24 protein-coding genes are annotated in these 21,459 nt (G+C 63.3%); 17 read left to right on the top strand and 7 right to left on the bottom strand.

The features are described from left to right. Position 1: 1 nt before the first annotated feature. Positions 2-1,264 carry a TRAP transporter large permease subunit gene (locus Q4G20_RS10335; protein ID WP_303343365.1) on the bottom strand — a complete coding sequence of 421 codons (1,263 nt, stop codon included), beginning with the start codon at positions 1,262-1,264 and terminating at the stop codon, positions 2-4. 150 nt (positions 1,265-1,414) lie between these two features. Between Q4G20_RS10335 and Q4G20_RS10330 the strand changes: the two genes are divergently transcribed. Both Q4G20_RS10330 and Q4G20_RS10325 read left to right on the top strand, forming a co-directional pair. Further along, a complete protein-coding gene (locus Q4G20_RS10330) occupies positions 1,415-2,518 on the top strand; it encodes a L,D-transpeptidase (RefSeq protein ID WP_303343364.1) in 1,104 nt (367 codons plus the stop codon). A 20-nt stretch (positions 2,519-2,538) separates the two neighbouring features. After that, positions 2,539-3,207, top strand: coding sequence for an extensin family protein (locus Q4G20_RS10325; protein WP_303343363.1), 669 nt, complete (start codon positions 2,539-2,541; stop codon positions 3,205-3,207). On the opposite strand, the gene Q4G20_RS10320 is transcribed toward Q4G20_RS10325, so the two are convergent. Beyond that, entirely contained in the window at positions 3,208-3,939 is a 732-nt protein-coding gene (locus Q4G20_RS10320; RefSeq protein WP_303343362.1) for a Crp/Fnr family transcriptional regulator, read from the bottom strand. It lies immediately after the preceding gene. A gap of 124 nt (positions 3,940-4,063) precedes the next feature. Next, positions 4,064-5,377 (bottom strand): FliI/YscN family ATPase, encoded by a 1,314-nt coding sequence (locus tag Q4G20_RS10315; RefSeq protein WP_303343361.1) that lies wholly within the window; start codon positions 5,375-5,377, stop codon positions 4,064-4,066. A 94-nt stretch (positions 5,378-5,471) separates the two neighbouring features. On the opposite strand from Q4G20_RS10315, the gene Q4G20_RS10310 reads away from it, so the two are divergent. The 14 genes from Q4G20_RS10310 to phnE (Q4G20_RS10245) all read left to right on the top strand — a co-directional run bounded on the left by Q4G20_RS10310 (position 5,472) and on the right by phnE (Q4G20_RS10245) (position 15,192). Continuing rightward, complete coding sequence (locus Q4G20_RS10310; protein WP_303343360.1) at positions 5,472-5,855, top strand: FlgB family protein; 384 nt, start codon at positions 5,472-5,474, stop codon at positions 5,853-5,855. Positions 5,856-5,870: 15 nt separating this feature from the next. Further along, on the top strand, positions 5,871-6,263 hold the full coding sequence (gene flgC / locus Q4G20_RS10305; RefSeq protein ID WP_303343359.1) for a flagellar basal body rod protein FlgC: 393 nt from the start codon (positions 5,871-5,873) through the stop codon (positions 6,261-6,263). 12 nt (positions 6,264-6,275) lie between these two features. Beyond that, on the top strand, positions 6,276-6,563 hold the full coding sequence (gene fliE / locus Q4G20_RS10300) for a flagellar hook-basal body complex protein FliE (protein ID WP_303343358.1): 288 nt from the start codon (positions 6,276-6,278) through the stop codon (positions 6,561-6,563). A 2-nt stretch (positions 6,564-6,565) separates the two neighbouring features. After that, entirely contained in the window at positions 6,566-6,832 is a 267-nt protein-coding gene (locus tag Q4G20_RS10295; RefSeq protein ID WP_303343357.1) for a flagellar biosynthetic protein FliQ, read from the top strand. Between the two features lie 3 nt (positions 6,833-6,835). Beyond that, entirely contained in the window at positions 6,836-7,552 is a 717-nt protein-coding gene (locus Q4G20_RS10290) for a flagellar hook-basal body complex protein (protein WP_303343356.1), read from the top strand. A gap of 11 nt (positions 7,553-7,563) precedes the next feature. After that, a complete protein-coding gene (gene flgG, locus Q4G20_RS10285; protein WP_303343355.1) occupies positions 7,564-8,349 on the top strand; it encodes a flagellar basal-body rod protein FlgG in 786 nt (261 codons plus the stop codon). Next, positions 8,349-8,762 carry a flagellar basal body P-ring formation chaperone FlgA gene (gene flgA / locus Q4G20_RS10280; RefSeq protein ID WP_303343354.1) on the top strand — a complete coding sequence of 138 codons (414 nt, stop codon included), beginning with the start codon at positions 8,349-8,351 and terminating at the stop codon, positions 8,760-8,762. Before flgG ends, flgA begins: the two co-directional genes overlap by 1 nt. Positions 8,763-8,777: 15 nt before the next feature. Continuing rightward, positions 8,778-9,503 carry a flagellar basal body L-ring protein FlgH gene (gene flgH / locus Q4G20_RS10275; RefSeq protein WP_303343353.1) on the top strand — a complete coding sequence of 242 codons (726 nt, stop codon included), beginning with the start codon at positions 8,778-8,780 and terminating at the stop codon, positions 9,501-9,503. A 12-nt stretch (positions 9,504-9,515) separates the two neighbouring features. Next, positions 9,516-9,980, top strand: coding sequence for a hypothetical protein (locus tag Q4G20_RS10270; RefSeq protein ID WP_303343352.1), 465 nt, complete (start codon positions 9,516-9,518; stop codon positions 9,978-9,980). A gap of 51 nt (positions 9,981-10,031) precedes the next feature. Continuing rightward, complete coding sequence (locus Q4G20_RS10265) at positions 10,032-10,967, top strand: glycosyltransferase (RefSeq protein ID WP_303343351.1); 936 nt, start codon at positions 10,032-10,034, stop codon at positions 10,965-10,967. A 236-nt stretch (positions 10,968-11,203) separates the two neighbouring features. Next, positions 11,204-12,025 carry a phosphonate ABC transporter ATP-binding protein gene (phnC, locus tag Q4G20_RS10260; RefSeq protein WP_303343350.1) on the top strand — a complete coding sequence of 274 codons (822 nt, stop codon included), beginning with the start codon at positions 11,204-11,206 and terminating at the stop codon, positions 12,023-12,025. A gap of 22 nt (positions 12,026-12,047) precedes the next feature. Continuing rightward, the gene (gene phnD, locus Q4G20_RS10255; protein ID WP_303343349.1) at positions 12,048-12,947 is read left to right on the top strand and encodes a phosphonate ABC transporter substrate-binding protein; all 900 of its coding nucleotides are present in this window, start codon (positions 12,048-12,050) and stop codon (positions 12,945-12,947) included. 65 nt (positions 12,948-13,012) lie between these two features. Beyond that, complete coding sequence (gene phnE / locus Q4G20_RS10250) at positions 13,013-13,870, top strand: phosphonate ABC transporter, permease protein PhnE (protein ID WP_303343348.1); 858 nt, start codon at positions 13,013-13,015, stop codon at positions 13,868-13,870. Then, complete coding sequence (gene phnE / locus Q4G20_RS10245) at positions 13,867-15,192, top strand: phosphonate ABC transporter, permease protein PhnE (RefSeq protein ID WP_303343347.1); 1,326 nt, start codon at positions 13,867-13,869, stop codon at positions 15,190-15,192. Before phnE (Q4G20_RS10250) ends, phnE (Q4G20_RS10245) begins: the two co-directional genes overlap by 4 nt. Before the next feature lie 2 nt (positions 15,193-15,194). Here phnE (Q4G20_RS10245) and Q4G20_RS10240 read toward each other — a convergent pair whose 3' ends face one another. Next, positions 15,195-16,262 carry an AbrB family transcriptional regulator gene (locus tag Q4G20_RS10240; protein ID WP_303343346.1) on the bottom strand — a complete coding sequence of 356 codons (1,068 nt, stop codon included), beginning with the start codon at positions 16,260-16,262 and terminating at the stop codon, positions 15,195-15,197. A 67-nt stretch (positions 16,263-16,329) separates the two neighbouring features. Between Q4G20_RS10240 and Q4G20_RS10235 the strand changes: the two genes are divergently transcribed. After that, on the top strand, positions 16,330-16,989 hold the full coding sequence (locus Q4G20_RS10235) for a GntR family transcriptional regulator (RefSeq protein WP_303343345.1): 660 nt from the start codon (positions 16,330-16,332) through the stop codon (positions 16,987-16,989). Here Q4G20_RS10235 and Q4G20_RS10230 read toward each other — a convergent pair. The 3 genes from Q4G20_RS10230 to Q4G20_RS10220 form a co-directional block, all read right to left on the bottom strand. Further along, positions 16,986-18,074 (bottom strand): 4-oxalomesaconate tautomerase, encoded by a 1,089-nt coding sequence (locus Q4G20_RS10230; protein ID WP_303343344.1) that lies wholly within the window; start codon positions 18,072-18,074, stop codon positions 16,986-16,988. The genes Q4G20_RS10235 and Q4G20_RS10230 overlap by 4 nt on opposite strands. A gap of 54 nt (positions 18,075-18,128) precedes the next feature. Beyond that, positions 18,129-20,123 (bottom strand): tripartite tricarboxylate transporter permease, encoded by a 1,995-nt coding sequence (locus Q4G20_RS10225; protein ID WP_303343343.1) that lies wholly within the window; start codon positions 20,121-20,123, stop codon positions 18,129-18,131. A gap of 193 nt (positions 20,124-20,316) precedes the next feature. Continuing rightward, on the bottom strand, positions 20,317-21,417 hold the full coding sequence (locus Q4G20_RS10220) for a tripartite tricarboxylate transporter substrate binding protein (protein ID WP_303343342.1): 1,101 nt from the start codon (positions 21,415-21,417) through the stop codon (positions 20,317-20,319). Between the last annotated feature and the right edge of the window lie 42 nt (positions 21,418-21,459).

Raw genomic sequence — 21,459 nt, 5'->3', positions numbered from 1 at the left:
CTTACATCCCCATCATCTGCGGCAGGCATAACGACAACGCCGGAAACAGGATCAGCGCCGCCAGCACCGCCAGATCGGCCAGCAGAAACGGCACTACGGCGGCGAATATCGCACCATCCCGCCCCGGCAGAGCCGCGCGCGCCACCACAAACACCGCCAGCCCGACCGGAGGCGTGACCAGACCAATTTCCAACAGCTTAATCGTCAGCACCGCCAGCCAGACGGCGGCGGCCCCCTGTGCGTCAATCATCGTGGCCAAAAACGGCATCGCCAGCACCAGCACCGCCAGCGGCTGCATCACCATGCCCAGCCCCAACAGCGCGACGACAACGCCCATCAGCCACAGCCCCGGACCAACGGGCAACAGATCGAACAGCCCCGTCATCGGAATCAGCGTCATCATGACCCGCGCGGCCAGCAGCACCGCCAGAAAAATGCCGCTATGGCGCAGGCTTTGCATCAGGACCGCGCCCCAGCGTTCGGGGGGCAAACGGCCTTGGACCACGCCGATGACCGCCATCAGCGCCACCCCCGCCAGCATCGCGACACCCGCGCCAACGGTCAGCAACCCAATCAACAGCGCGAACACCGCAACCGCTGGCAGCGCCGCCGCAATCGCGTGACGCCGCGCGCCGGGTTCGGCGGGGCTGACCGCTCGGCCACCCCGGCCCCAGATCAGCGCGACGGCCACCATCACCGCCAGCGACATCACCCCCGGCACGATCCCCGCCAGAAACAGCGCCGCCACCGGCGCGCCGGTCAACAGCCCGAACAGCACCAACAGGACGGATGGCGGGATCAACGCGCCCAGCGTGCCGCCTATGGCGACGGATGCCCCCGCCACGCCGGGGCGAATCCCCGCCTGCATCATATCCGGCACGCAGATGCGGCCCATCGTGGTGGCGCAGGCGACCGACGACCCCGACAGCCCGGCAAATCCGCCGCATCCCAGCAGCGCCGCGATCACCGCGCCCCCCGGCATCCCGCGCATCAGCACCGCCGCCGCGTCGTAAATCCGCGTGGACAGCCCGGAATACAGCGCCAGATTGCCGAACAGCGCGACCAGCGGGATCAGCGCCAGCTCCGGCCCCGCCAACCCCGCCAGATCGCGCCAAAACGCCGCGCCCGCATCGGTCAGCGTCACCGCGCCCTGCGCCGCCAACACGCCCACCGACAGCGCCGACACCGCGACTGCCACGGCCAGCACCGGCACCCGCAGGATCAGCAGCACCCCCGCCGCCAGCATTGCCGCCGCACCTGTCACGCCTGTCCCCCCTTTTTTCCCTGCTATGGGTTTAGGTTGACGCGATGGTGAACTCAATCCCGCGTTGATGGCAAGGTTGTGGCGCTTTGCTCTGGAACAGCGCCCTTAAATCCGCGATGTTGCGCGCATCACGAACCGCCCGAGGCCCCCATGACCCCCACCCGCATCACCGGCATTGCCCTGATGGCGTCGCTGACCACCGCCCTGCCCGTCATGGCGCAGGACCGCCCCTTTAGCGCCGCTGATATTCAGGCCGCGCAATATGACGGCGGCGATCTGCCCAGCGGGCGGTCCGCGCTGACGGCCAAGGTGCAGATTCTGCTGGATCGGTCCGGCACCTCGCCCGGCGTCATTGACGGCATCAAAGGCGGGATGAGCCAGTCCGCCATCCGCGCCTTTGAACGCCGTGCGGGGCTGCCGATTGACGGCGTGATGGACCCGCATGTGTGGAACCTGCTGCAAGCCTATGACAGCCGCCCCGTGACGCAAAGCTATACCATCACGGATGCCGACGCGCAGGGGCTGGTCGATTCGATCCCGACCGATTACGCCGAAAAGGCGCAGATGGCGCATATGTCCTATACCAGCGTGGCGGAACGGCTGGGCGAACGGTTCCACATGGACGAACACTTTATCGGATTTCTGAATCCGGGGGTGTCGCTGGTGCCGGGGGCCACAATTGACGTGATGGCCCCGAACCCGCCGCTGACCGCGCAGGTCACGCGCATCATCATTGACCGCGATAACCGCCGCGTCGCCGGATACAATGCGCGCGGCAATATGGTGGTGGATTATCCCGCAACCATCGGATCGGCGGCCACACCGTCGCCATCGGGCAACCACAATGTCGCGAATGTGGCGATTAACCCGAACTATACCTATAACCCTAACGTCAACTTTCAGCAGGGCGACAACACCCGCGCCTTGATCGTGCCGCCGGGGCCGAATGGGCCGGTGGGGACCGTCTGGATCGGGTTGACCAAGCCGACCTATGGCATCCATGGCACCCCCACCCCGTCGCAGCTGTTTCGCAACCAATCCAATGGCTGCGTCCGCTTAACCAATTGGGACGCCGAGGAATTGGCCAAAATGGTGCGCATCGGCGGCACAACGGTTGAATTTCTGCCCGCGGGCACCAGCATTGCCGATGTGACAGGCAGCACGCCCCCCGCGCCGACGCCGCAGCTGAGCCTGCCCGACACGCAGCCCGCTGATCCGCAGCCCGATGGGTTTGTGACCCCGTTGTCGCAATGATCCGGGCGGCGGTTTTTGTGTTGGCCCTGTCCGCCGGGGCGGGGCTGACCGACCGCCCGCCGCAACGCAGCGCACCCATCCCACCAGCCGCAACCCCCGCATGGCAGGATTTGCGCGAATCCGATGCGGATCATGCCGCCTGCCTGCTATCCCTGCGGATTTTAGGTGCGACGTTTCGCGAAACCGATCCGATCCGCGACGACACCGACCCCGATTGCGGCATCGCGCAGCCTGTGCAGATCAGCCATATTCTGCCCGGCCTGCGCCTGACCGGCGATCCGGTGATGCGCTGCGATACCGCGCGGGCCTTGGGCTTTTGGGCGCGCGATTTTCTGCGCCCGGCGGCGGCGACCCTGCCCGGCGCGCCACGCCTGACCGAGATTCAGACCGGAGCCGGATATGACTGCCGCGCCCGCGTCGGCACCGGGCAGGACCGCCCGCGCCTGTCGCAGCACGCCTTGGGCAACGCGATTGATGTGATGGGGTTTGGGTTCGACAGCGGCGACCACTGGCCCATCATCCCGCGCCAAGACAGCGGCGATCTGGCCGAAGCGTATCAAGCCGCCGCCCGCGCCTCGGCCTGTCTGTTTTTCACAACCGTTCTTGGCCCCGGCGCGAATGATGCGCATGACGACCATCTGCATCTGGACGTGATCGCGCGGAACCGTGGCTGGCGCATATGCCAGTAATCAGCGGCTGTGCCGTTCCAGATCCAGATAAGTCGGATCAAAGCGCGCCAGATTGGTCAGCCCCGCCCAGTCCAAAATCGTGACATCCGCACCGGCCCAGCGGATCAGCCCGCGGTCGCGCAGATCGCGCACGGCTCGGTTCACATGGATCGGCGAATAGCCCAGGATATCCGCCAATTCGCGTTGTAATAACGGCAAGGAAAACTGCTGATTCGTCGCTGCCCCTACGGCGTTCAGGCGGGTGTAAATCTCGCACAGCAAATGCGCCAGATGCGCACTGGACCGCAGCGACGCCGCCGCGACCAGCCATTGCCGATGCACCGCCGCGTCAATCAAGGTGGCCAGCCACAACAGCCGCGTCAGATGCGGAAAGTTTTCGGTGATTTCCGTCAGTTCGGCATGGTCGATAAATTCAACCTCGGTCGGGCCGACGGCGACGACGGAATGTTCCAGACCCGCCAGAACAAAGCCGTGCAGATCGACGAAATCCCCCGGCACATGCAGCGCCGTGATGACGCGTTCATCAGGGCGTCCGACCAGTTGATGCGACCGAACCGACATGCCGCGCAGCATCAGACAGCTGCGCCCGATTTTTCTGTCAACGGGGATAATCACCTCGCCGGGGGCGAATTGGACCTGTTCGGTCTTGATGGCCCGCAAACGCGCAAGATCATCGTCACGCAAACTGTCGCGACGTTGCAGGTAGCGAATAAAGTATTCTGTGATCGCCATTCTGCACCCTTCCTGAATCGACTGCGAGACAGTCGCAAATCAGATTTTTTTCTGCAATGGGAACGGCTTGCGTTCTAACATTGATTAAGTGGTCGCTGCCGTCATTTGTTTATTGCGCCCCATTTCACCGCAGTGGCACCCGCAACGCCTGACCCAACGCGGTGAAACTGGCCGCGGTTCCCGGACTGCGCCCGGCGACAAAGGCATCCAGCTGGGGATACAGCTTGACCGCCTCATCCAGTTTGGGGTCCGATCCCGGCGAATACAGCCCCGCGCGAATCATCAATTCCGATTCGGCATAGGCGCCCAATGCCGCCCGCGCCCGCGCGATCATGGCGTTTTCCGCATCATCCGCCGCATCGGGCAGCGACCGCGACACCGACCGCACCACATCGACCGCCGGAAAGCGTCCGCGTTCGGCAATCGCCCGGTCCAGCACCACATGCCCGTCCAACGTGCCGCGCAGAACATCGGCCACAGGTTCGTCCATATCCGATCCCGCGACCAGCACGCTGAAAATCGCAGTAATATCGCCCGCCCCGTCCGGCCCCGGCCCCGACCGTTCCGCCAGCGACATCACCAGATTCGACATCGACGGCGGAAAGCCGCGAAAGCTGGGCGGCTCGCCCCCGGCCAGTGCGATTTCGCGATGCGCTTCGGCAAAGCGGGTGATCGAATCGGCCAGAAACAGGACATGCCGACCCTGATCGCGGAAATATTCGGCCACCGTCATCGCCGCCCATGCACAACGCCGCCGCAGCAATGGCGACTGGTCCGAGGTCGCCGCCACGATCACCGCCCGCGCCATCCCCGACGGTCCCAGCGTTTTTTCGACAAATTCCCGCAATTCGCGCCCGCGTTCGCCAATCATCGCGATAACGACGACATCGGCCTGCACGCCCTTGGCCAGTTGCGACAGCAGCGTGGATTTCCCCACGCCCGACCCCGCGAACAGACCGATTCGCTGACCCTGCACCAGCGGCAACAGCGTATCGAACACCGCCAGTCCCGTGGACAGCCGCGCGCCCAGCCTGCGCCGCGTGGCCGCAGGCGGGGGATCGGCGCGAAACGGCATCGGCATCCGCCCCTGCGGCAGCGCCCGCCCATCCAAAGGCCGCCCCAGAGGATCAACGATTCGCCCAATCCACGAATCACAGGGCGCAATCGACGGCGCGAACAACAATTCCACCTGCGCGCCGACCGACAGCCCGTCAACCGATCCTTCGGGCAGCACTTCGATATGGTCGGGGGACAGGCCGATCACCTCACCCCAGGCCATGCCATTTTGCAGCGAAATCAATACCCTGTCGCCGACCGATGCGTGACCATCCAACCCCTGCACATGAATAATACCCGCGCGGATCGCCTGCACCCGGCCAAAATACCGCGCCATCCGCATCTGGCTGATTTGCAGGGCAATTGAGTCAATCTTGTCCATTTTTTGTCCTTTTCGGCAGGAAATCCGCCCGTCGAAACGGTTTGTAAACCAATAGGGGTTAAGACCGGGTTTATGCAGCAGAGGAGAAACCTCATTGTTCGATAAAATTGAAATGATGCGAATGGCCCGTGCGATGGGTCACCATGTGGCGCAGCGGCAAACCGTTGTGGCGCGCAATATCGCAAACGCCGACACGCCGGGCTATCGCGCCCAAGATATGGCCGCGTTCGAAGACAGCTATCGCCGCACCGCGCCCGACATGCGCGTGACGCAGCCGCGCCACATGACCACGCCCGACTGGGCCAGTCCCGCGCGCCCGATGAATGACCAGACCGCCATGTCGCCCAACGGCAACAGCGTGTCGATTGAAGACGAAATCGTCAAAGCCGCCGAACTGAAACGCGATCACGACCTGTCGCTGGGCATTTACCGTTCGGCGCTGAACCTGATGCGGACCAGCATCGGGCGGCGCGGCTAACAGAAAGGACCGCAGATGACCGACCCTATTTCCCCCCTGCGCCTGTCCGCCTCTGGGATGCGCGCCCAATCCGAACGCCTGCGCCACACGGCGGAAAACATGGCAAATGCCGACACGCCGGGTTATCGGCGCAAGCTGGTCAGCTTTGAACAGGAAACCCGCATGGGCCGCGCCACGGGCGGCGTGACGACGGGCCGCGTTCATCTGGACCGCAGCGAATTGCCCCAGATTTTCAACCCCAGCCACCCGATGGCCGATGCCAACGGCTATTACGCCGGATCCAACGTCGATCTGGTCATCGAACTGGCCGACAGCCGAGAGGCCAGCCGCAGTTACGAAGCCAATCTGCGCATGTTCGAACAAACCCGCCAGATGGGCAGCAGCCTTCTGGATCTTCTTCGCCGCTAAGGAACCGCCATTATGATGAACAGCATCAACGCCGCCAATGCCTATTCCGCCGCCCGCAATGCGGTGCAACCGGGCGCCCCCACCCAATCCGCCGTGCAACGCGCGGGCCAAGCGGCCGAGGATTTCGCCGCCCATATGGCGCAGGTGGACCGCGCCGCCACCGGCGCCATGACCGGATCGGTGGAAACCCACCAGCTGGTCCAAACCATCGCCGAGGCCGAACTGGCCATGGAAACCGTCGTCGCCATCCGTGATAAAGTCGTCGAGGCGTATCAGGAAATCCTGCGGATGCCGGTCTGACCATGACCGAGGCCCTTCTCTTCGACATGTTGCGTCAGGCGCTGTTGATCGCGGTGCGCATCTCTGCGCCGCTGCTCGCAGTCGCGCTGATTACCGGGGTGGTGATCGGCCTGTTTCAGGCCCTGACCTCGGTTCAGGAAATGACGCTGACCTTCGTCCCCAAGGTCGGCCTGATGCTGGTCGTTTTTTGGGTCAGCATGAGCTTTATGACAACCGCCCTGTCGGATTTTTTTCTGGGGCAAATCATCCCTTTGGTCGCGGAGCGTTGAAACATGGATAACGCAATTTATGCCACTCTGACCCGGCAATCGGGGCTGATGCGCGAAATGGGCGTCGTGGCGAACAACATCGCCAATGCCAACACCACCGGCTTTCGCCGCGAAGGCGTGATTTTCGCCGAACATCTGGCGGCTTTGGACCGGCGCGGGGATACTCTGTCGATGGCCCATGCGCGCGGGCGGCTGTTGGATCTGGGTCAGGGGGTGATGACGCAAACGAACGGCACCTTTGATCTGGCGATCGAAGGCGACGGGTTTTTCATGGTCGAAACCCCCGACGGCACGCGCCTGACCCGCGCCGGTGCGTTCATCCCGTCACCCGAAGGTGAATTGATGACCGCCGACGGGTTCCGTCTGCTGGATGATGGGCAGGGGCCGATCATCATTCCCGACAACGCAACATCGGTTGCGGTGGGCGCCGATGGCACGCTGTCCGCGAATGGCGTCGTCTTTGGCCGCGTGGGGGTGTTTGCGCCCGCAGATGGCGCGCAACTGCATCATCAGGGCGGCACCACCTTCACCACCACCGACGACGCCGAGGCCATCGAAAACCCCCGCATCCGCCAAGGTTTTCTGGAAGAATCCAACGTCGATCCCGTTTTCGAAATCACCCGCATGATCGAGGTTCAGCGCGCATACGAACTGGGCCAGTCCTTTCTTGACCGCGAAGACCAGCGCATCCGATCCGTCATCGCCGCGCTAACCCGCTGAGGAACCACATTATGAGAGCTTTGCAAATCGCCGCCACCGGCATGAGCGCGCAACAAACCCGCGTCGAGGTTATTTCCAACAACCTCGCCAACATGTCCACGACCGGTTACAACGCCCGCCGCGCTGAATTTGCCGACCTGCATTATCAGCAGGCGACGCGCCCCGGCACCGTCACCGCCGCCGATGGCACGGTCGTTCCCGCCGGTGTGCAGCTGGGGCTGGGCGTGCGCGCGACCGCCGTCACCGTCAATCTGCAACAGGGGTCGCTGGTCGCCACCGGCGGCGATCTGGACATGGCCATCGACGGGGACGGTTATCTGGAGGTCACGCTGCCGTCGGGAATGTCCGCCTTCACTCGCGACGGCGGGCTGAAACGGTCGCCCGATGGGCTGATCGTGACATCGGACGGCTATCAGGTCGCCCCCGGCATCACCATTCCCGACGACGCGCGTTCCATTTCGATCAACGCCGCGGGCGAGGTTTACGCCTATTTCGGGGATCGGGTGGAGCCGGAAAATCTGGGCCAATTCACGCTGGCCGGTTTCACCAACGAAAAGGGGCTTGAGGCGATTGGGTCGAACCTGTTCATCGAAACCTCTGCATCCGGCGGGGCGCAGGTGGTGACGCCCGGTCAAAACGGGCTGGGAACGCTGCGTCAGGGCTATCTGGAGGAAAGCTCGGTCGATGCGGTGCGCGAAATCACCGAATTGATCAAGGCGCAGCGCGGCTACGAACTGAACGCCAAGGTCATCACCGCCGCCGATCAGATGATGGGCGCAACCGTGCAGGTGCGCTGATGCGTGTGCTGGCAATTCTGGCGCTGCTGGTGCCGGGGCTGGCCGATGCGGGCGTGCTGGCCGCCGCCCGCACCCTGCCCGCTGGCACCGTTCTGACCGCCGCCGATCTGCGCGCCGTGGACAGCACCCGCCCCGGCCTGACCGACCCCGCACAGGCCATCGGTCTGCAAACCCGCATCCTGATTCAGGAAGGCCGCCCGATCCATGCCACGCTGTTGCAGGCCCCGCGTCTGGTCAGCCGCAATCAGATCGTGCGCCTGTCCTTTCAACGCGGCCCGCTGCGGATTGAAACCGAAGGCCGCGCCATGTCCGAAGGCGCGGCAGGCGACCTGATCCGCGTTATGAACCTTGAATCCCGCTCCACCATCACCGCCCGCGTGATGGAGGACGGCACGCTGGCCGTGCTGAACTGACCCAAAGGAAACCCGATGAAACCGCATTACCTGCTGGCCTTTCTGCTGGCGATCAGCGCCTGCGCGCGCGTCGATCATCTGGGCAGCCCGCCCAGCCTGTCATCCCCCCGCGACACCGCAGAGTTTGACGCCATCATCAACCCGCCGATTGATATTCCCGTCGATTCCGGCCGCCCCGAGGCGGCGGCGTCGCTCTATGCCGGGACGCAATCCTCGTTGCTCAGCGACCGGCGGGCGGCGGTGCGGGGCGATATTCTGACCGTTGTGATCCAGATCGACGACCGGGCGGAAATGCAAAACACATCCGGCCGCAGCCGTCAGGCAAATGACACCGCCAGCATGTCGCAGATGATGGGCATCCCGCAACGTCTGTCGGATAAACTGCCCGACGGCGCCAGCTTTGATACGCTGGCCGAGGCGTCGTCAGGATCAACCTATCGCGGCACCGGCAACACGTCGCGGCGCGAACGCCTGACCCTGCGCGTGGCCGCAACCGTGATCGACCGCCTGCCCAACGGCACGCTGCACATCCAAGGCACGCAAGAGGTGCGGGTCAATTTCGAACTGCGCGAACTGACGGTCAGCGGCTTTGTCCGGCCCAGCGACATCGGGCGGAACAACGAAATCGCCTATGACCGAATCGCGGGCGCGCGGATTTCCTATGGCGGGCGTGGCCAGATTACGGATGTGCAGCAACCGCGCATCGGCCAGCAAATCGCCGATATGATCCTGCCCTACTAAGGTTTTGTTATCGTGAAAAAACTCATCCCCATCCTGCTGCCGGTCATCGCGCTGATCGGCGGCGCCTTTGCCGGCGACCACCTGCGCCCCGCCCCCCAAGTGACCGAGGACGCCGAACCCGAAACCCCGCCGCCACCATCCGACACGCCCATCAATGCGGGGTATTTCAAATTCCCGACGCAGTTTTTCGTCCCCCTGACGCGAAACGGCGATATGGGCGCGGTGATGGTGCTGACGGTGACGCTGGAAACCGAAGACGACGCCCTGCCGATGATGCAGAAACAGGAACACCGCCTGCGCGATGCGTTGCTGCGCGAATTGCTGATCCACGGCAATACCGGCGGCTTTGACGGCAACTTCACCGCCGAACGCAATCTGCGGATCCTGCGCGAACGGCTGATCCAAGCCGCACGCCGCGCCACCGACCAGCCCATCACCACCGTGCTGATCGAAGACATCGCCCGCCAAGGCCGCTGACCTATTGCACGCCCCCAACCGGCGCGGCACAAAGGGGCAAAAGGATACCCCATGCCCCAGACCGCGCCCGTTACCATCGTCATGGCGACCTATAACGGGGCGCGGTATATCGGCACGCAATTGGACAGCATCGCGGCGCAGGATGATCCGCATTGGCGGCTGATCGCATCCGATGACGGGTCAACCGACGAAACACCCAACCTGCTGCGCGATTTTCAGCGCCGCCGCCCCGATGGTCAGGTGACGCTGATCCCCGGCCCGCGCGCGGGGGCGACGCAGAATTTCCTGCATCTGGTGGCGCAGGCCCCGGATGGACCCTTGGCGTTTTGCGACCAAGACGATCAGTGGCGGCCCGACAAACTGCGCCGCGCAATAGGCTGGCTGGCCACACAAACCGGCCCCGCGCATTACGCCGCGCGCACGATCATCACCGATGCCGATTTGCAGGTGCTGACCGAATCGCGCCACTTTCTGCGCCCGCTGTCCTTTCGCAACGCCTTGGTGCAGGCGATTATGGCGGGCAATGCCTCGGTCTTTAACGCGGGGGCTGTGGCGCTGTTGAAACGCGCAGGCCCGGCGGCGCAGGCGGCGGGGATTTTGTCGCACGACTGGTGGGCGTATCAGATCACATCGGGGGCGGGCGCGGCGCTGCACCACGACACCACGCCCTGCCTGATGTATCGCCAACACGGCGCGTCCGAGGTCGGCCGCAACGACACCGCCGCCGCTATGCTGTCCCGCTGGCGTCAGTTGATGGCGGGCGATTATGGCGGCTGGCTTGGCCAGAACATCGCGGCGCTGAACGGCGCGCGGGATCTGCTGACGCCGGACAACCGCGACCTGCTGGACCGTTTCGCACGGATGACCACCCTGCCCGGCCCCGCCGCGCTGACCGCCGCGCGCCGGATGGGTCTGTATCGCCAAACCCGCGCGGGAACGGCGGCGCTGTATCTGGCGGCGTTGATGGGGCGGCTGCGGATCACCTGATCGCAGACCGCACGCCCGTTACTGCTGCCGCTATCTGAGTATTTATGCACAGAAGAAACGGCAGGCACCCCTCATTATCTTCTGTGTGCAAATATCCCGCGGGGGTCCGGGGGCGCGAAGCCCCCGGCGGTCGCGGGACGCAGCGGCGCCGAGTGAGTCACGAAAACTTCACACAAACGATAACTTGCCGTCACGCAGCGCGCGTAAAGCCCCTTTGTCGATACAAAGGGGTTACCATGCTGGACGTCAAAAACGTCACGAAAATGTTCGGTCAAAAGGCTGCGGTGGATGATGTCAGTTTCCGCATTGACGGACCGGCCTTCGTGGGGATCATCGGGCGATCCGGCGCGGGGAAATCCACGTTTTTGCGCATGATGAACCGCCTGACCGACGCCAGCAGCGGCGAAATCCGGGTCGAGGGGCGCGATATTCTGGCCTTGCGCGGCGCCGATGCCCGTGCGTGGCAAAGCGATTGCGCCATGATTTTTCAGCAATTCAACCTGGTGCCGCGTCTGGATGTGGCGTCGAATGTCATGCATGGCGTGCTGAACCGCCGTTCCACGCTGCAAACCATGTTTAACCTGTGGTCGCGTGACGACATCGTAAAGGCCTTGGAAATTCTCGACCGTCTGGGCATCGCCGAACAGGCCCCCAAACGCGCCGAAGCCCTGTCCGGCGGCCAGCAACAGCGGGTCGCGATTGCCCGCGCACTGATGCAGGATCCGAAAATCATTCTGGCCGATGAACCGATTGCCAGCTTGGACCCGATGAATGCGCAGATCGTGATGGACACGCTGAAACGCATCAATGTCGAAGACGGCCGCATGGTCATCGCCAACCTGCACACGCTGGACACCGCGCGCCGCTATTGCGACCGCGTGATCGGGATGCGTGACGGGCGCGTCGTCTTTGACGGGCGGCCCGACCAATTATCCACCGGCGTTGCGCGCGACATTTACGGCGCTGATGCCAGCTTTAACGAAGCCGCGACCTCGACCGCGATTCCCACCGACACCCTCGCCGACGCTGATTTTCAGGCGCGGATGATGGCCGACTGATCCAACACCCGGAGAGAACACCATGAAAAAACTGCTGATTGCCCTGACCGCCACCACCGCAATGGCCGGTGCTGTTTCGGCCCAGGACCTGACCGAATTTCGCATCGGCCTGCTGGGCGGCGAAAACGTGCAGGACCGCCTGAACTCGAACGAATGTTTCCGCGCCTATGCCGAAGAAACGCTGGGCGTTCCGGTGCGTCTGTTCACCCCCGCTGATTACAACGGCGTGATTCAGGGCCTGATCGGCGGTTCGCTGGACATGGCGTGGCTGGGCGCGTCGGGTTACGCCGCCGTTTACGTCAACGACCCCGAAGCGGTCGAGCCGGTGATGGTGAAAACCAATCTGGACGGTTCCTACATGTATTATTCCATCGGCTTTGCGCGCGCGGATGCGGGCATCGCCTCGATGGACGACATGAAGGGCAAAAGCTTTGCCTTTGCTGACCCGAACTCGACCTCGGGCTATCTGATCCCCAATGTCGAACTGCCCGAGGCTGGCTATTCGATGACCGAGGGCGAATATTTCAGCAAAATCGGTTTCTCGGGTGGTCATGAACAGACCATCATCGCGGTTCTGAACGGCGATTACGATGCGGGCGTCGTCTGGGCCGATGGTCAGGGCGAATGGGAAGACGGCTACAATTCGGGCGCGCTGCGTCGTGCGACCGATGCGGGCATCGTGGACATGAACGACATCGTGGAAATCTGGCGTTCCAAACCGATCGCCGAAGGCCCGATCGTTCTGCGCAAATCGCTGCCGCAGGACGCCAAAGACAAAATCATCACGCTGCTGGCCGGTCTGCACGAAAACGACCCGCAATGCGCCTATGGCGTGGCGGCGGGCGAAACCGCGGGCTTTACCCCGATTGGTCACGACGCCTACACCACGATCATCGAAATCCGCAAAGCGGAAATGAACTGATCTGACGGGCCACAGGCCGGACCCTGCCACGCGCGGGGTCCGGCTTTTTCATTTGGGGAACGCTGATGACCGCTTCGGCCGGGATTTCGACCATTCGTGATGATTATCTGGCGCTGACACAGCGGCGCCGCATGTATTCGGGCATAACGCTGCTGCTGTTTCTGGTGGTGTTTATTTCCGGCTGGCGGATTGCGGATGGACGCAATGCGGGCGGGTTCTGGGCCGGGATCGGCAAAGTGTTCGATTTCCCCAGCGAACTGGTGTCCGAAGCCTATGAAAAGGCGGGCAATATGCCGCGCCATATGGCGAACGCCTTTCCCGCGCTGATCGAAACGCTGAACATCGCCATCGTCGCCACGCTGCTGGGCTGTATTCTGGGCACGCTGCTGGCGCTGATGGGGACGCGCGGGCTGGCCTATTGGCCCAGCATGGTGCCGGTTGCGCGGCGGGTGTCGGATATTTTCCGCGCTGTGCCGGAAATCGTTATCGCGCTGATTTTGATCTTTATTCTGGGCGGCGGGCCGGTGCCTGCCGTGATCGCCATTGCCATTCACACCGCGGGCGCCCAAGGCAAGCTGTTTTCCGAAGTCAACGAAAACGTCGATCTGAAGCCGGTCGAGGGGCTGGCATCCGTCGGCGCGAACTGGTCGCAACGCATGTGGCTGGGCGTGATCCCGCAGGTGGCGCCAAATTACATGTCCTATTCCCTGCTGCGGCTTGAGGTGAACATCCGCGCATCCGCCATTCTGGGCTTCGTGGGCGCGGGCGGGATTGGTTACGAATTGCGCAACGCGATGACCTTTGGTCAGGGCAAATTCGACGAAGCCGCCGCGATTTTCCTGATGCTGTTTGCCACCATCGTCATTGTTGACCAACTCTCCAGCGTGTTGCGTCACCGCCTGACCCACGGAGCCGCCCAATGACCGCCGCCACCCTGTCCCCCGCACTGGAAACCCGCGTTGTGGATGCATTCCGCCGCAAGCGGTTGTTATCGCTGTCGGTTCCGGTGATTATTCTGGCTTATCTGGCCTATGTCGTCTTTGCCTTTGACCTGCCGGGTCTGGCGCAGCGCGCGCGTCTGGACAACGCCGCGATCATGATGGCCGATGCGGTCAGTCACAAAATCCACGTCACCCGCGACAATCGCCGGGAAACCACATCCGTCAGCATCGAGGGCAGTTCCCGCGCCACTTTTGGCCCCCATCAGATCCCGGAATGGGTGCAGATGCAGGGCGATCACACCGATATTGATCTGGGGTCGGGGCATCGCGTCACCTATGACGGGCCGGTGGTGACCTATGACATTGCGGGTTACGGCGCGGCGGTGATCACCGTGGGCGACCCGATCACGCTGTCCCTGCCCGACGCGCCGTTCCCCGGCACCGTCAATGCGGGCGATAACCGCGTGACGCTGACCACCGATGCGGGGCGCGTGACCGTCACCCGGTCGCGCACAGAAACGCTGCGGTATTTTTATGGCTGGGAAATGTTCTTTTTCGACCTGTCCAGCCCGTTTTCGGGGATGAGCGCGGCGCAGGTTCTGGGGACCGTCATCTCGGGCGATCAACTGGTGGCGGGGCAGTCGAACCTGTCGCTGATGCTGGACAATTTCTGGAACAACAGCATCTGGCGCCACAAAGAGGTGTTCTGGGCGATTCTGGAAACCATCCTGATGGCGTTTCTGGGGACGTTCGGCGCGGCCTTCATCGCGCTGCCGCTGGCATTTTTTGCCGCGCAGAACTTTGCGCCGTCCCGTTGGGTGCGATTCGCGGTGCGGCGGCTGTTTGACTTTGTTCGCGGCGTGGATGCGTTGATTTTCACCATCATTTTGTCGCGCGCCTTTGGCCCCGGCCCGCTGACTGGTGCCTTGGCGATCATGGTGACCGACAGCGGTTCGTTCGGCAAACTGTTTTCCGAAGCCTTGGAAAACGTGGACAAAAAACCGATCGAGGGCATCCAGTCCACCGGCGCTAACGCCATGCAGCGGTATCGGTTCGGCGTGATCCCGCAGGTGATGCCGGTGCTGTTGTCGCAGATGCTGTATTTCCTGGAATCCAACACCCGCAGCGCCACCATCATCGGCGCGATTGTCGGCGGCGGTATCGGTCTGATGCTGACGCAGGCGATCCAAACCACGTCCGATTGGGAAAAGGTGACCTATTACATCATTCTGGTGATCAGCATGGTGATTGCCATGGACAGCCTTTCGGGCTGGCTGCGCCGCAAACTGATCAAAGGCGAATAATATCAGGGGGTTGGGGGACGCCGTTTCCCCAGCCCCAGCAACCGCGCGGCAATCGGCGCGCCTGTGATCACAACGATCAGCCGCGTGACGTGATGCGTGATCACAAACCCCAAATCCGCGCCAACAATGATCGACAGCACGGTGACTTCGGCCTGACCGCCGGGCAGGAAGGACAGGAACCCCTCCATCGGTTGCGCCCATCCGGCCAGCACAGTGATTTCCGCAAACAGCGTCGCCAGTGCCGCCAAGATCAGCACAAAGCCTAAGCCCGTCAGAACAAAGTGCCGCAATTCCCGCAGCGTCACCCCGACATAGTGAATCCCAATCGACAGGCCGATAAAGAACTGCGCGGCTTTGATCGCCTCGGCCGGGGGGCGGGTGGTGATGATGCCGGACAGTGACAGAATGGCGGTGACGATCATCGGCCCGATGATGGCCGCGCCGAACAGGCCGATGCGTTCGCCCCCCTTCCACCCGATCAGAGCCGCCGCCGCCATCAGAACCAACTGAACGCCGCTGGTGTCGGTGATGGATTGCCCCATGGCCCCGGTCAGCGGCGCGTCATACATCCAGACCAGCAGCACCGGCGCCAGCGTCACCAGAACCGCCATCCGCGTGGCATGGATCAGCGACAGCGCGCGAATATCGGCGCCCGCCTCTTGGCCAAAGGCGACCATATCGGGCAGCCCCCCCGGCATCGACGCGTAATAGGCCGTGGGCGTGTCCAGCCCCAGCCGCCGGAAATACGGCACCCCGATCAGCCCAATCGCCGCGACATAGACCGGGACCAAGGCCACGCTGGCCGCCATCTGCGGGATTTGGCCAATAACGGCGGGGGTGATCGACGCGCCGACCGCGACGCCCAGAATGGTGCGCGCAGCAATCGACACCTGCCCCATGCCGCGCAGACGCGCCCCCGACAGCGCCGCAATCAGGCAAAACGTCATCGGCCCGAACAGAAACGGCAACGGCAGGCCCAACAGGTAAAACGTCACGGCCCCCGCCGCGGCCAGCATCAGCGTGCCGGCTTGGGGGATCAGCGATTCGCGGGACAGGATGGGGGATGGCATGATGACCTCTTGCTTGACGGGCGTTGCATACTATTGTATCCAAATGTATGCAATACGGAACACAGCCATGACCGACGATTTTCCACAGGGCCAATCCGCCTATCACCGCCTGCTGGGGGATATTCGGGCGGGGGCGCTGCCGCCCGGCACACGGCTGCGCGAAACCGAACTGGCCGAACGCTTCGGCATTTCCCGCACCCCCGTGCGCGAGGCGATCCGCCAATTGGAAACCGACGGGCTGGTCATCCACCAACCCCGACAGGGCGCGACCATCCGCCGTCTGGACCACGCCGAAATCATCGAACTGTATGAAATGCGCACCGTGTTAGAAGGCACCGCCGCCCGTCTGGCCGCGCGCATGGCGCTGCCCGTGGAAATCGCGGAACTGCGCGATATTAACGACGCTTTGGCGGGGGAACAGGCGGGCGCGGCGGCGCAGGAACTGAACCGGCAATTTCACACCGCCCTGCTGGGCGCGGCGCGCAACCGGTTTTTGGTCAAAACGATCAATGCGTTGCAGAAAACCTTGCTGATTTTGGGGCCAACCACATTGGCCGAGCCGATGCGGGCCGAAACCGCCGCCGCCGAACATGCGGCGGTGATCGACGCGTTACAGGCGCGCGACGGGCTGGCCGCCGAAACCGCGATGCGCGCGCATATCGAATCCGCGCTTGCGGTGCGGATCCGGGCGATGCGGGGGCAGCCGACCCCGCTGGACGATGATTAACCCAGCACCGCCGCCGGAACAAACACCGACCCCGCCAGCAATTTGCGCGCGGTGCGGATCGCGCCGCCGCTGACGATCTGCAATTCCGCGCCCTGCCCCGTGGTGCGCAGCGCAATGTCGATCATGCCGCTGGGATGTTCGATCAGGATCACGCGGTCGTCGCCATCCGGGCGCTGCGCCAGCCCGTCCGACACCGACCCCGCCAGCATCGCGACCGTGGACACGCACAACGCCCCCGTCACCGCAAAGGCGGCATGCGTTTTATGCGGCACGAAATACCGCGCGGCGATATGGCCCCCGTCACGCGGCGCGGCCAGCATGGCCATGCGCGGGATCACCCGGCGCGACACATCGCCCAAGCCCATGCGCTGACCGGCGATGATGCGCATCGCCTCGATCCGGGCAAAGAAATCGCGGTCGGCGTCCAGATCGGCGGGCGTTTCAAACCCGGTCTTGCCCACATCCTCGGCGCGAAAGATCATCATCGGCACCGCAACATCAATCAGCGTCACATCGACGCCGTTAATGGTTTCGCGCAGATGGCCGGTCGGCAGCAGCGCCCCGGTTTTCGACCCGACAATATCCATAAAATTCAGCCGCACCGGCGCGGCGGTCCCCGGCACTCCGGCAATCGCGGTGTCGCCGTCATAGATCACGCCGCCCTTATCGGTTTGCACGATGGCTTCGATCCGGCTGTTGGTGTTCAGGTTGTGAATGACGACGCGGGTTTCGCGCCCCGTTACAGCCACCATGCCGGTTTCAATCGCGAACGGCCCCACGCCCGACAGGATATTGCCGCAAGATGGGCCGGTATCCACAACCGCATCCGTCACGGACACCTGCGCGAACAGAAAATCGACATCCACCCCGTCGCGTGTGGACGGCGCGACCATGGCGACCTTGGAGGTCAGCGAATCGCCGCCGCCGATGCCGTCGATCTGACGCGCATCGGGCGACCCCATCACCGCCAGCAACAGCCGGTCGCGCGCCGCCGGATCATCGGGCAGGTCGGACATGCGGAAAAACGGCCCCTTCGAGGTGCCGCCGCGCATCACCATGACCGGGATGTCGTGCTGTTGTGCCATAGCGTCCCCCCAACGAAAAAGGCCCGCACCAGCGGCGCGGACCCTTTGGATGGCTTAGTTCAGCGGCCAAGGCAACTGGCCATACAGCTGATCTTGCAGCAGCCCCGGCGGCAATTGCAGGTTCAGCGCGGAACTGAGCGTCAGCAGCACCGCCGCCGCCGCCGCCGTCAACAGCACCGTTTGCAGCAGGCTGGATTTCGCAACGATCCGCAGGAACGCGACAAAGAACAGCATCAGCGCCAGGAAATACCCGACCAGCGCAATCGCCACGACAAAGGCGACCAGCCAGCCGATATATTTCTGCGGCGATACGGGGCCGTCATCTTCGGCGCGCAGCTTTTCTTCGCTGTCAAACACCGCGCCGCTAGAGCGGTTGCCCGTGATCTGCGGATACAGAACGAACGCGCTTGCAATCAGGCCAACCGTGGCAACACCCATCGGGAACACTTTGCCCAACATGGTCAGGTTATAGGTGTCGTAGACGGTGAACAGGAAAAACCCGATCAGACCCAGCGTGAATGCGATTTGCGGCCACAGCGGATAGGCGTCCGACACCGTGCCGGCACCCTCGGTCGCGATTTTGCCGCCGTCGCCTTTGGACCGCACGCTCAGCCAGATGGACAGCGCGATGATGGCGGCGATGATCAGCACGATCGGACGGGTAAAGAAATCCCAGCCCGAGAACTGAATCGTCTGATACAGATAGCGTTCGCCCTGCGTGGCCAGCACGAAGCCGATCAGGAAGGCCGGGCGCGGCCAGCCGAAACGGCGCAGCAAAATCCCGATGATGCCCAGACCGATCAGCGCGACCAGATCATACAGCGACCGGTTCGGCTGGAACGCCGCAAACGAAATCACCATGATCATGAAGGGCGCGATCAGCGCGTAACGGATCATGGTAATGCGCGCGATGCCCGGTGCCAGCACCAGACACAGCGCCGTCCCCATCACGTTCGCCAAGGCCAGCGACCAGACGATGGTATAGGTCACGTCCAGATTCTGCGTGACCATGGACGGCCCCGGTTGCAGGCCAATCAGCACCATACCGGCCAGGAAAATCGCCATCGACCCCGAACCCGGAATCCCGAACAGCAGGGTCGGAACCAGACCGCCGCCTTCTTTCGACGACGTGGTGGCCTCGACCGCGATCACGCCGCGGATGTCGCCTTTGCCAAAACCGCTTTTGTCTTTGGACGTCTGCACCACATGGCCATAGGCGATCCAGTCCACGACCGACCCGCCCAAACCGGGGATCATCCCCAGAATCGCGCCCAAGCCCGACAAACGCAGCGTCAGCCAGCGATAGACCCAAGTGTCCTTGATCCCCTGTTTCCAGCCCGCCCCCAAGGCCGAGCCTTTGGTTGCAATCGTGCTGTTTTTGCGCAGCAGATCGCCGATTTCAGGAACCGCAAACAAGGCCAGACCCACGATGACCAGCGGCAGGCCGTTCATCAGATACAGGGTGCCGAACTCCATCCGGTATTCGCCGGTTGCGGGGGCCGACCCGATCGACCCCAGCGCCAGACCGGCGGCGGCGGCGACCAGACCTTTGGCCAGACTTTGCCCCGACAGCACGCCGACCATCGACAGGCCGAACAGCGTCAGCATCAGCAATTCCGCCGCGCCGAATTTCAGGATCAGCGGACGCGCCACCAACACGCAGACGGTCAGCACCATGGCGCCGAACAGCCCGCCGAACAGAGACGCGGTAAAGGCCGCCGACAGCGCGCGCGCCGCCTGTCCCTTTTTCGCCAGCGGGAACCCGTCCAGAATGGTGGCCTGTGACGCCGATGATCCCGGAATCCCCATCAGCACCGATGCGAATGTGTCCGAAATCGCCAGAACCGGCAGAATACCAATCAGCATGGCCAAGGCCGATGTCGCATCCATCCCGTAAACGAATGGCAGCAACAGCGACATGCCGACGATCCCGCCCAGACCGGGCAGAATCCCGACGATCAGGCCGACACCGACCCCGATCATCAGATATTTGAAATGATGAAACGTCAGCACCGTGCTGAGCGCCTCATATACGGCGTCCATAATCATAGGTGTTACCCCCTAACCCGCCGTGCGTCCCGTCCGCAGAGGCCGCGCCGCTGCACAGGGTCGCCGGGTGGCGATGGCCGGATGGCTCCGGCAAGGTGACGAAAAAAACGTGCCGCGCCGGTTATTGCCGGTCAGACGGGACGGAAAAACCGGGCGCCGCGCAGAGGGCGGCACCCGGTCGGTGCTATCAGGATCAGTCCAGCGTCACGCGGTGACGTTCGCGCAGATAATTGCGGACCCATTCACGCGCTTCGGGGTCGATGGTGGTGCCGACTTTATACAGCGTGTCCACGTCGTCGCCGACGGCCTGCTGGTATTCGCCCAGGATTTCACCGGCGCTTGCGACCAGTTCCGGGTCGGCGGCAGCAGCGGCGAAGGCGTCACGATACGCCTTGACGATGTGATCGGGCGTGCCTTTCGGCAGAACGGCAGGCTTTTGCGCCGCGAAACCCGCGATGAAGAACGCTTTATACGCGTCAAAGGCCAGACCCGACGGCTTTTCGCCATGCAGCATTTCATAGGCTTCGACGAAATGCGGGATGTCCGGGAAGGACGGATCGCGCACGATTTCGCCTTCGCTGTTCAGCACGCCATAGGAAAACAGCGGAACAGCGGTCCCCGCCTCGACCAGAGGCACCACGTTGGTCAGGTAAGCCGAGGTGGTTTGATAGTCGATGGTGGCTTCGCCGCGTTCAAACGCCAGACGGCCATCACCACGACCGGTCATGCCGAACACATGGCGCACGTTCAGGCCCAAGACCTCGAACGCCAGCATCGGCACCAGATCCAGCGAGGTTGCGCCCTGGCTGGCGTAGACCAGTTCTTTGTCTTTGATCGCGCCCAGCTCGGATGCGTCTTTCACGCCCAGATTGCCGGGGATATACACCACGCCGCCCGTGGGCGACACCAGAACCGGGGTGAAATCGGCGTAATCGTAACGCACGCGCTTGTCACCCAGCAGGAACGGGAATTGCGTCGACCCCGAGGTTCCCAGAATCTGCAACCCGTTCGGACGCGCGCGGAACGCGAATTCGTTGGTGCCGGTGATGGACCCGCCGCCCGGCACGTTGCGGATGATCACGTTGGGGTTGCCGTCCAGATGGCGCGACAGATACGGCGCCAAGAAACGCGCCCACACATCTGCGCCACCACCTTCGGAAAAGGGAACCCAGAATTCGACGGTCTTACCCGAAAAGCTGACATCCTGGGCGATGACAGGGGTCGAAACGGCCATGGTCAGGCCGGCGACAGCCGCGGCGACAATCCCGCGAATGCGACGCATGGGTGATTGCATCAGGTATCCTCCCGTTGGACCGGCGCATTTTGCGCCTGTGTT

It is taken from the genome of Paracoccus sp. (in: a-proteobacteria) (assembly GCF_030538495.1).
Lineage (GTDB): Bacteria > Pseudomonadota > Alphaproteobacteria > Rhodobacterales > Rhodobacteraceae > Paracoccus.
Note: the sequence above shows the minus strand (reverse complement) of the source record. Positions and strands in the feature narration are given on the sequence as shown.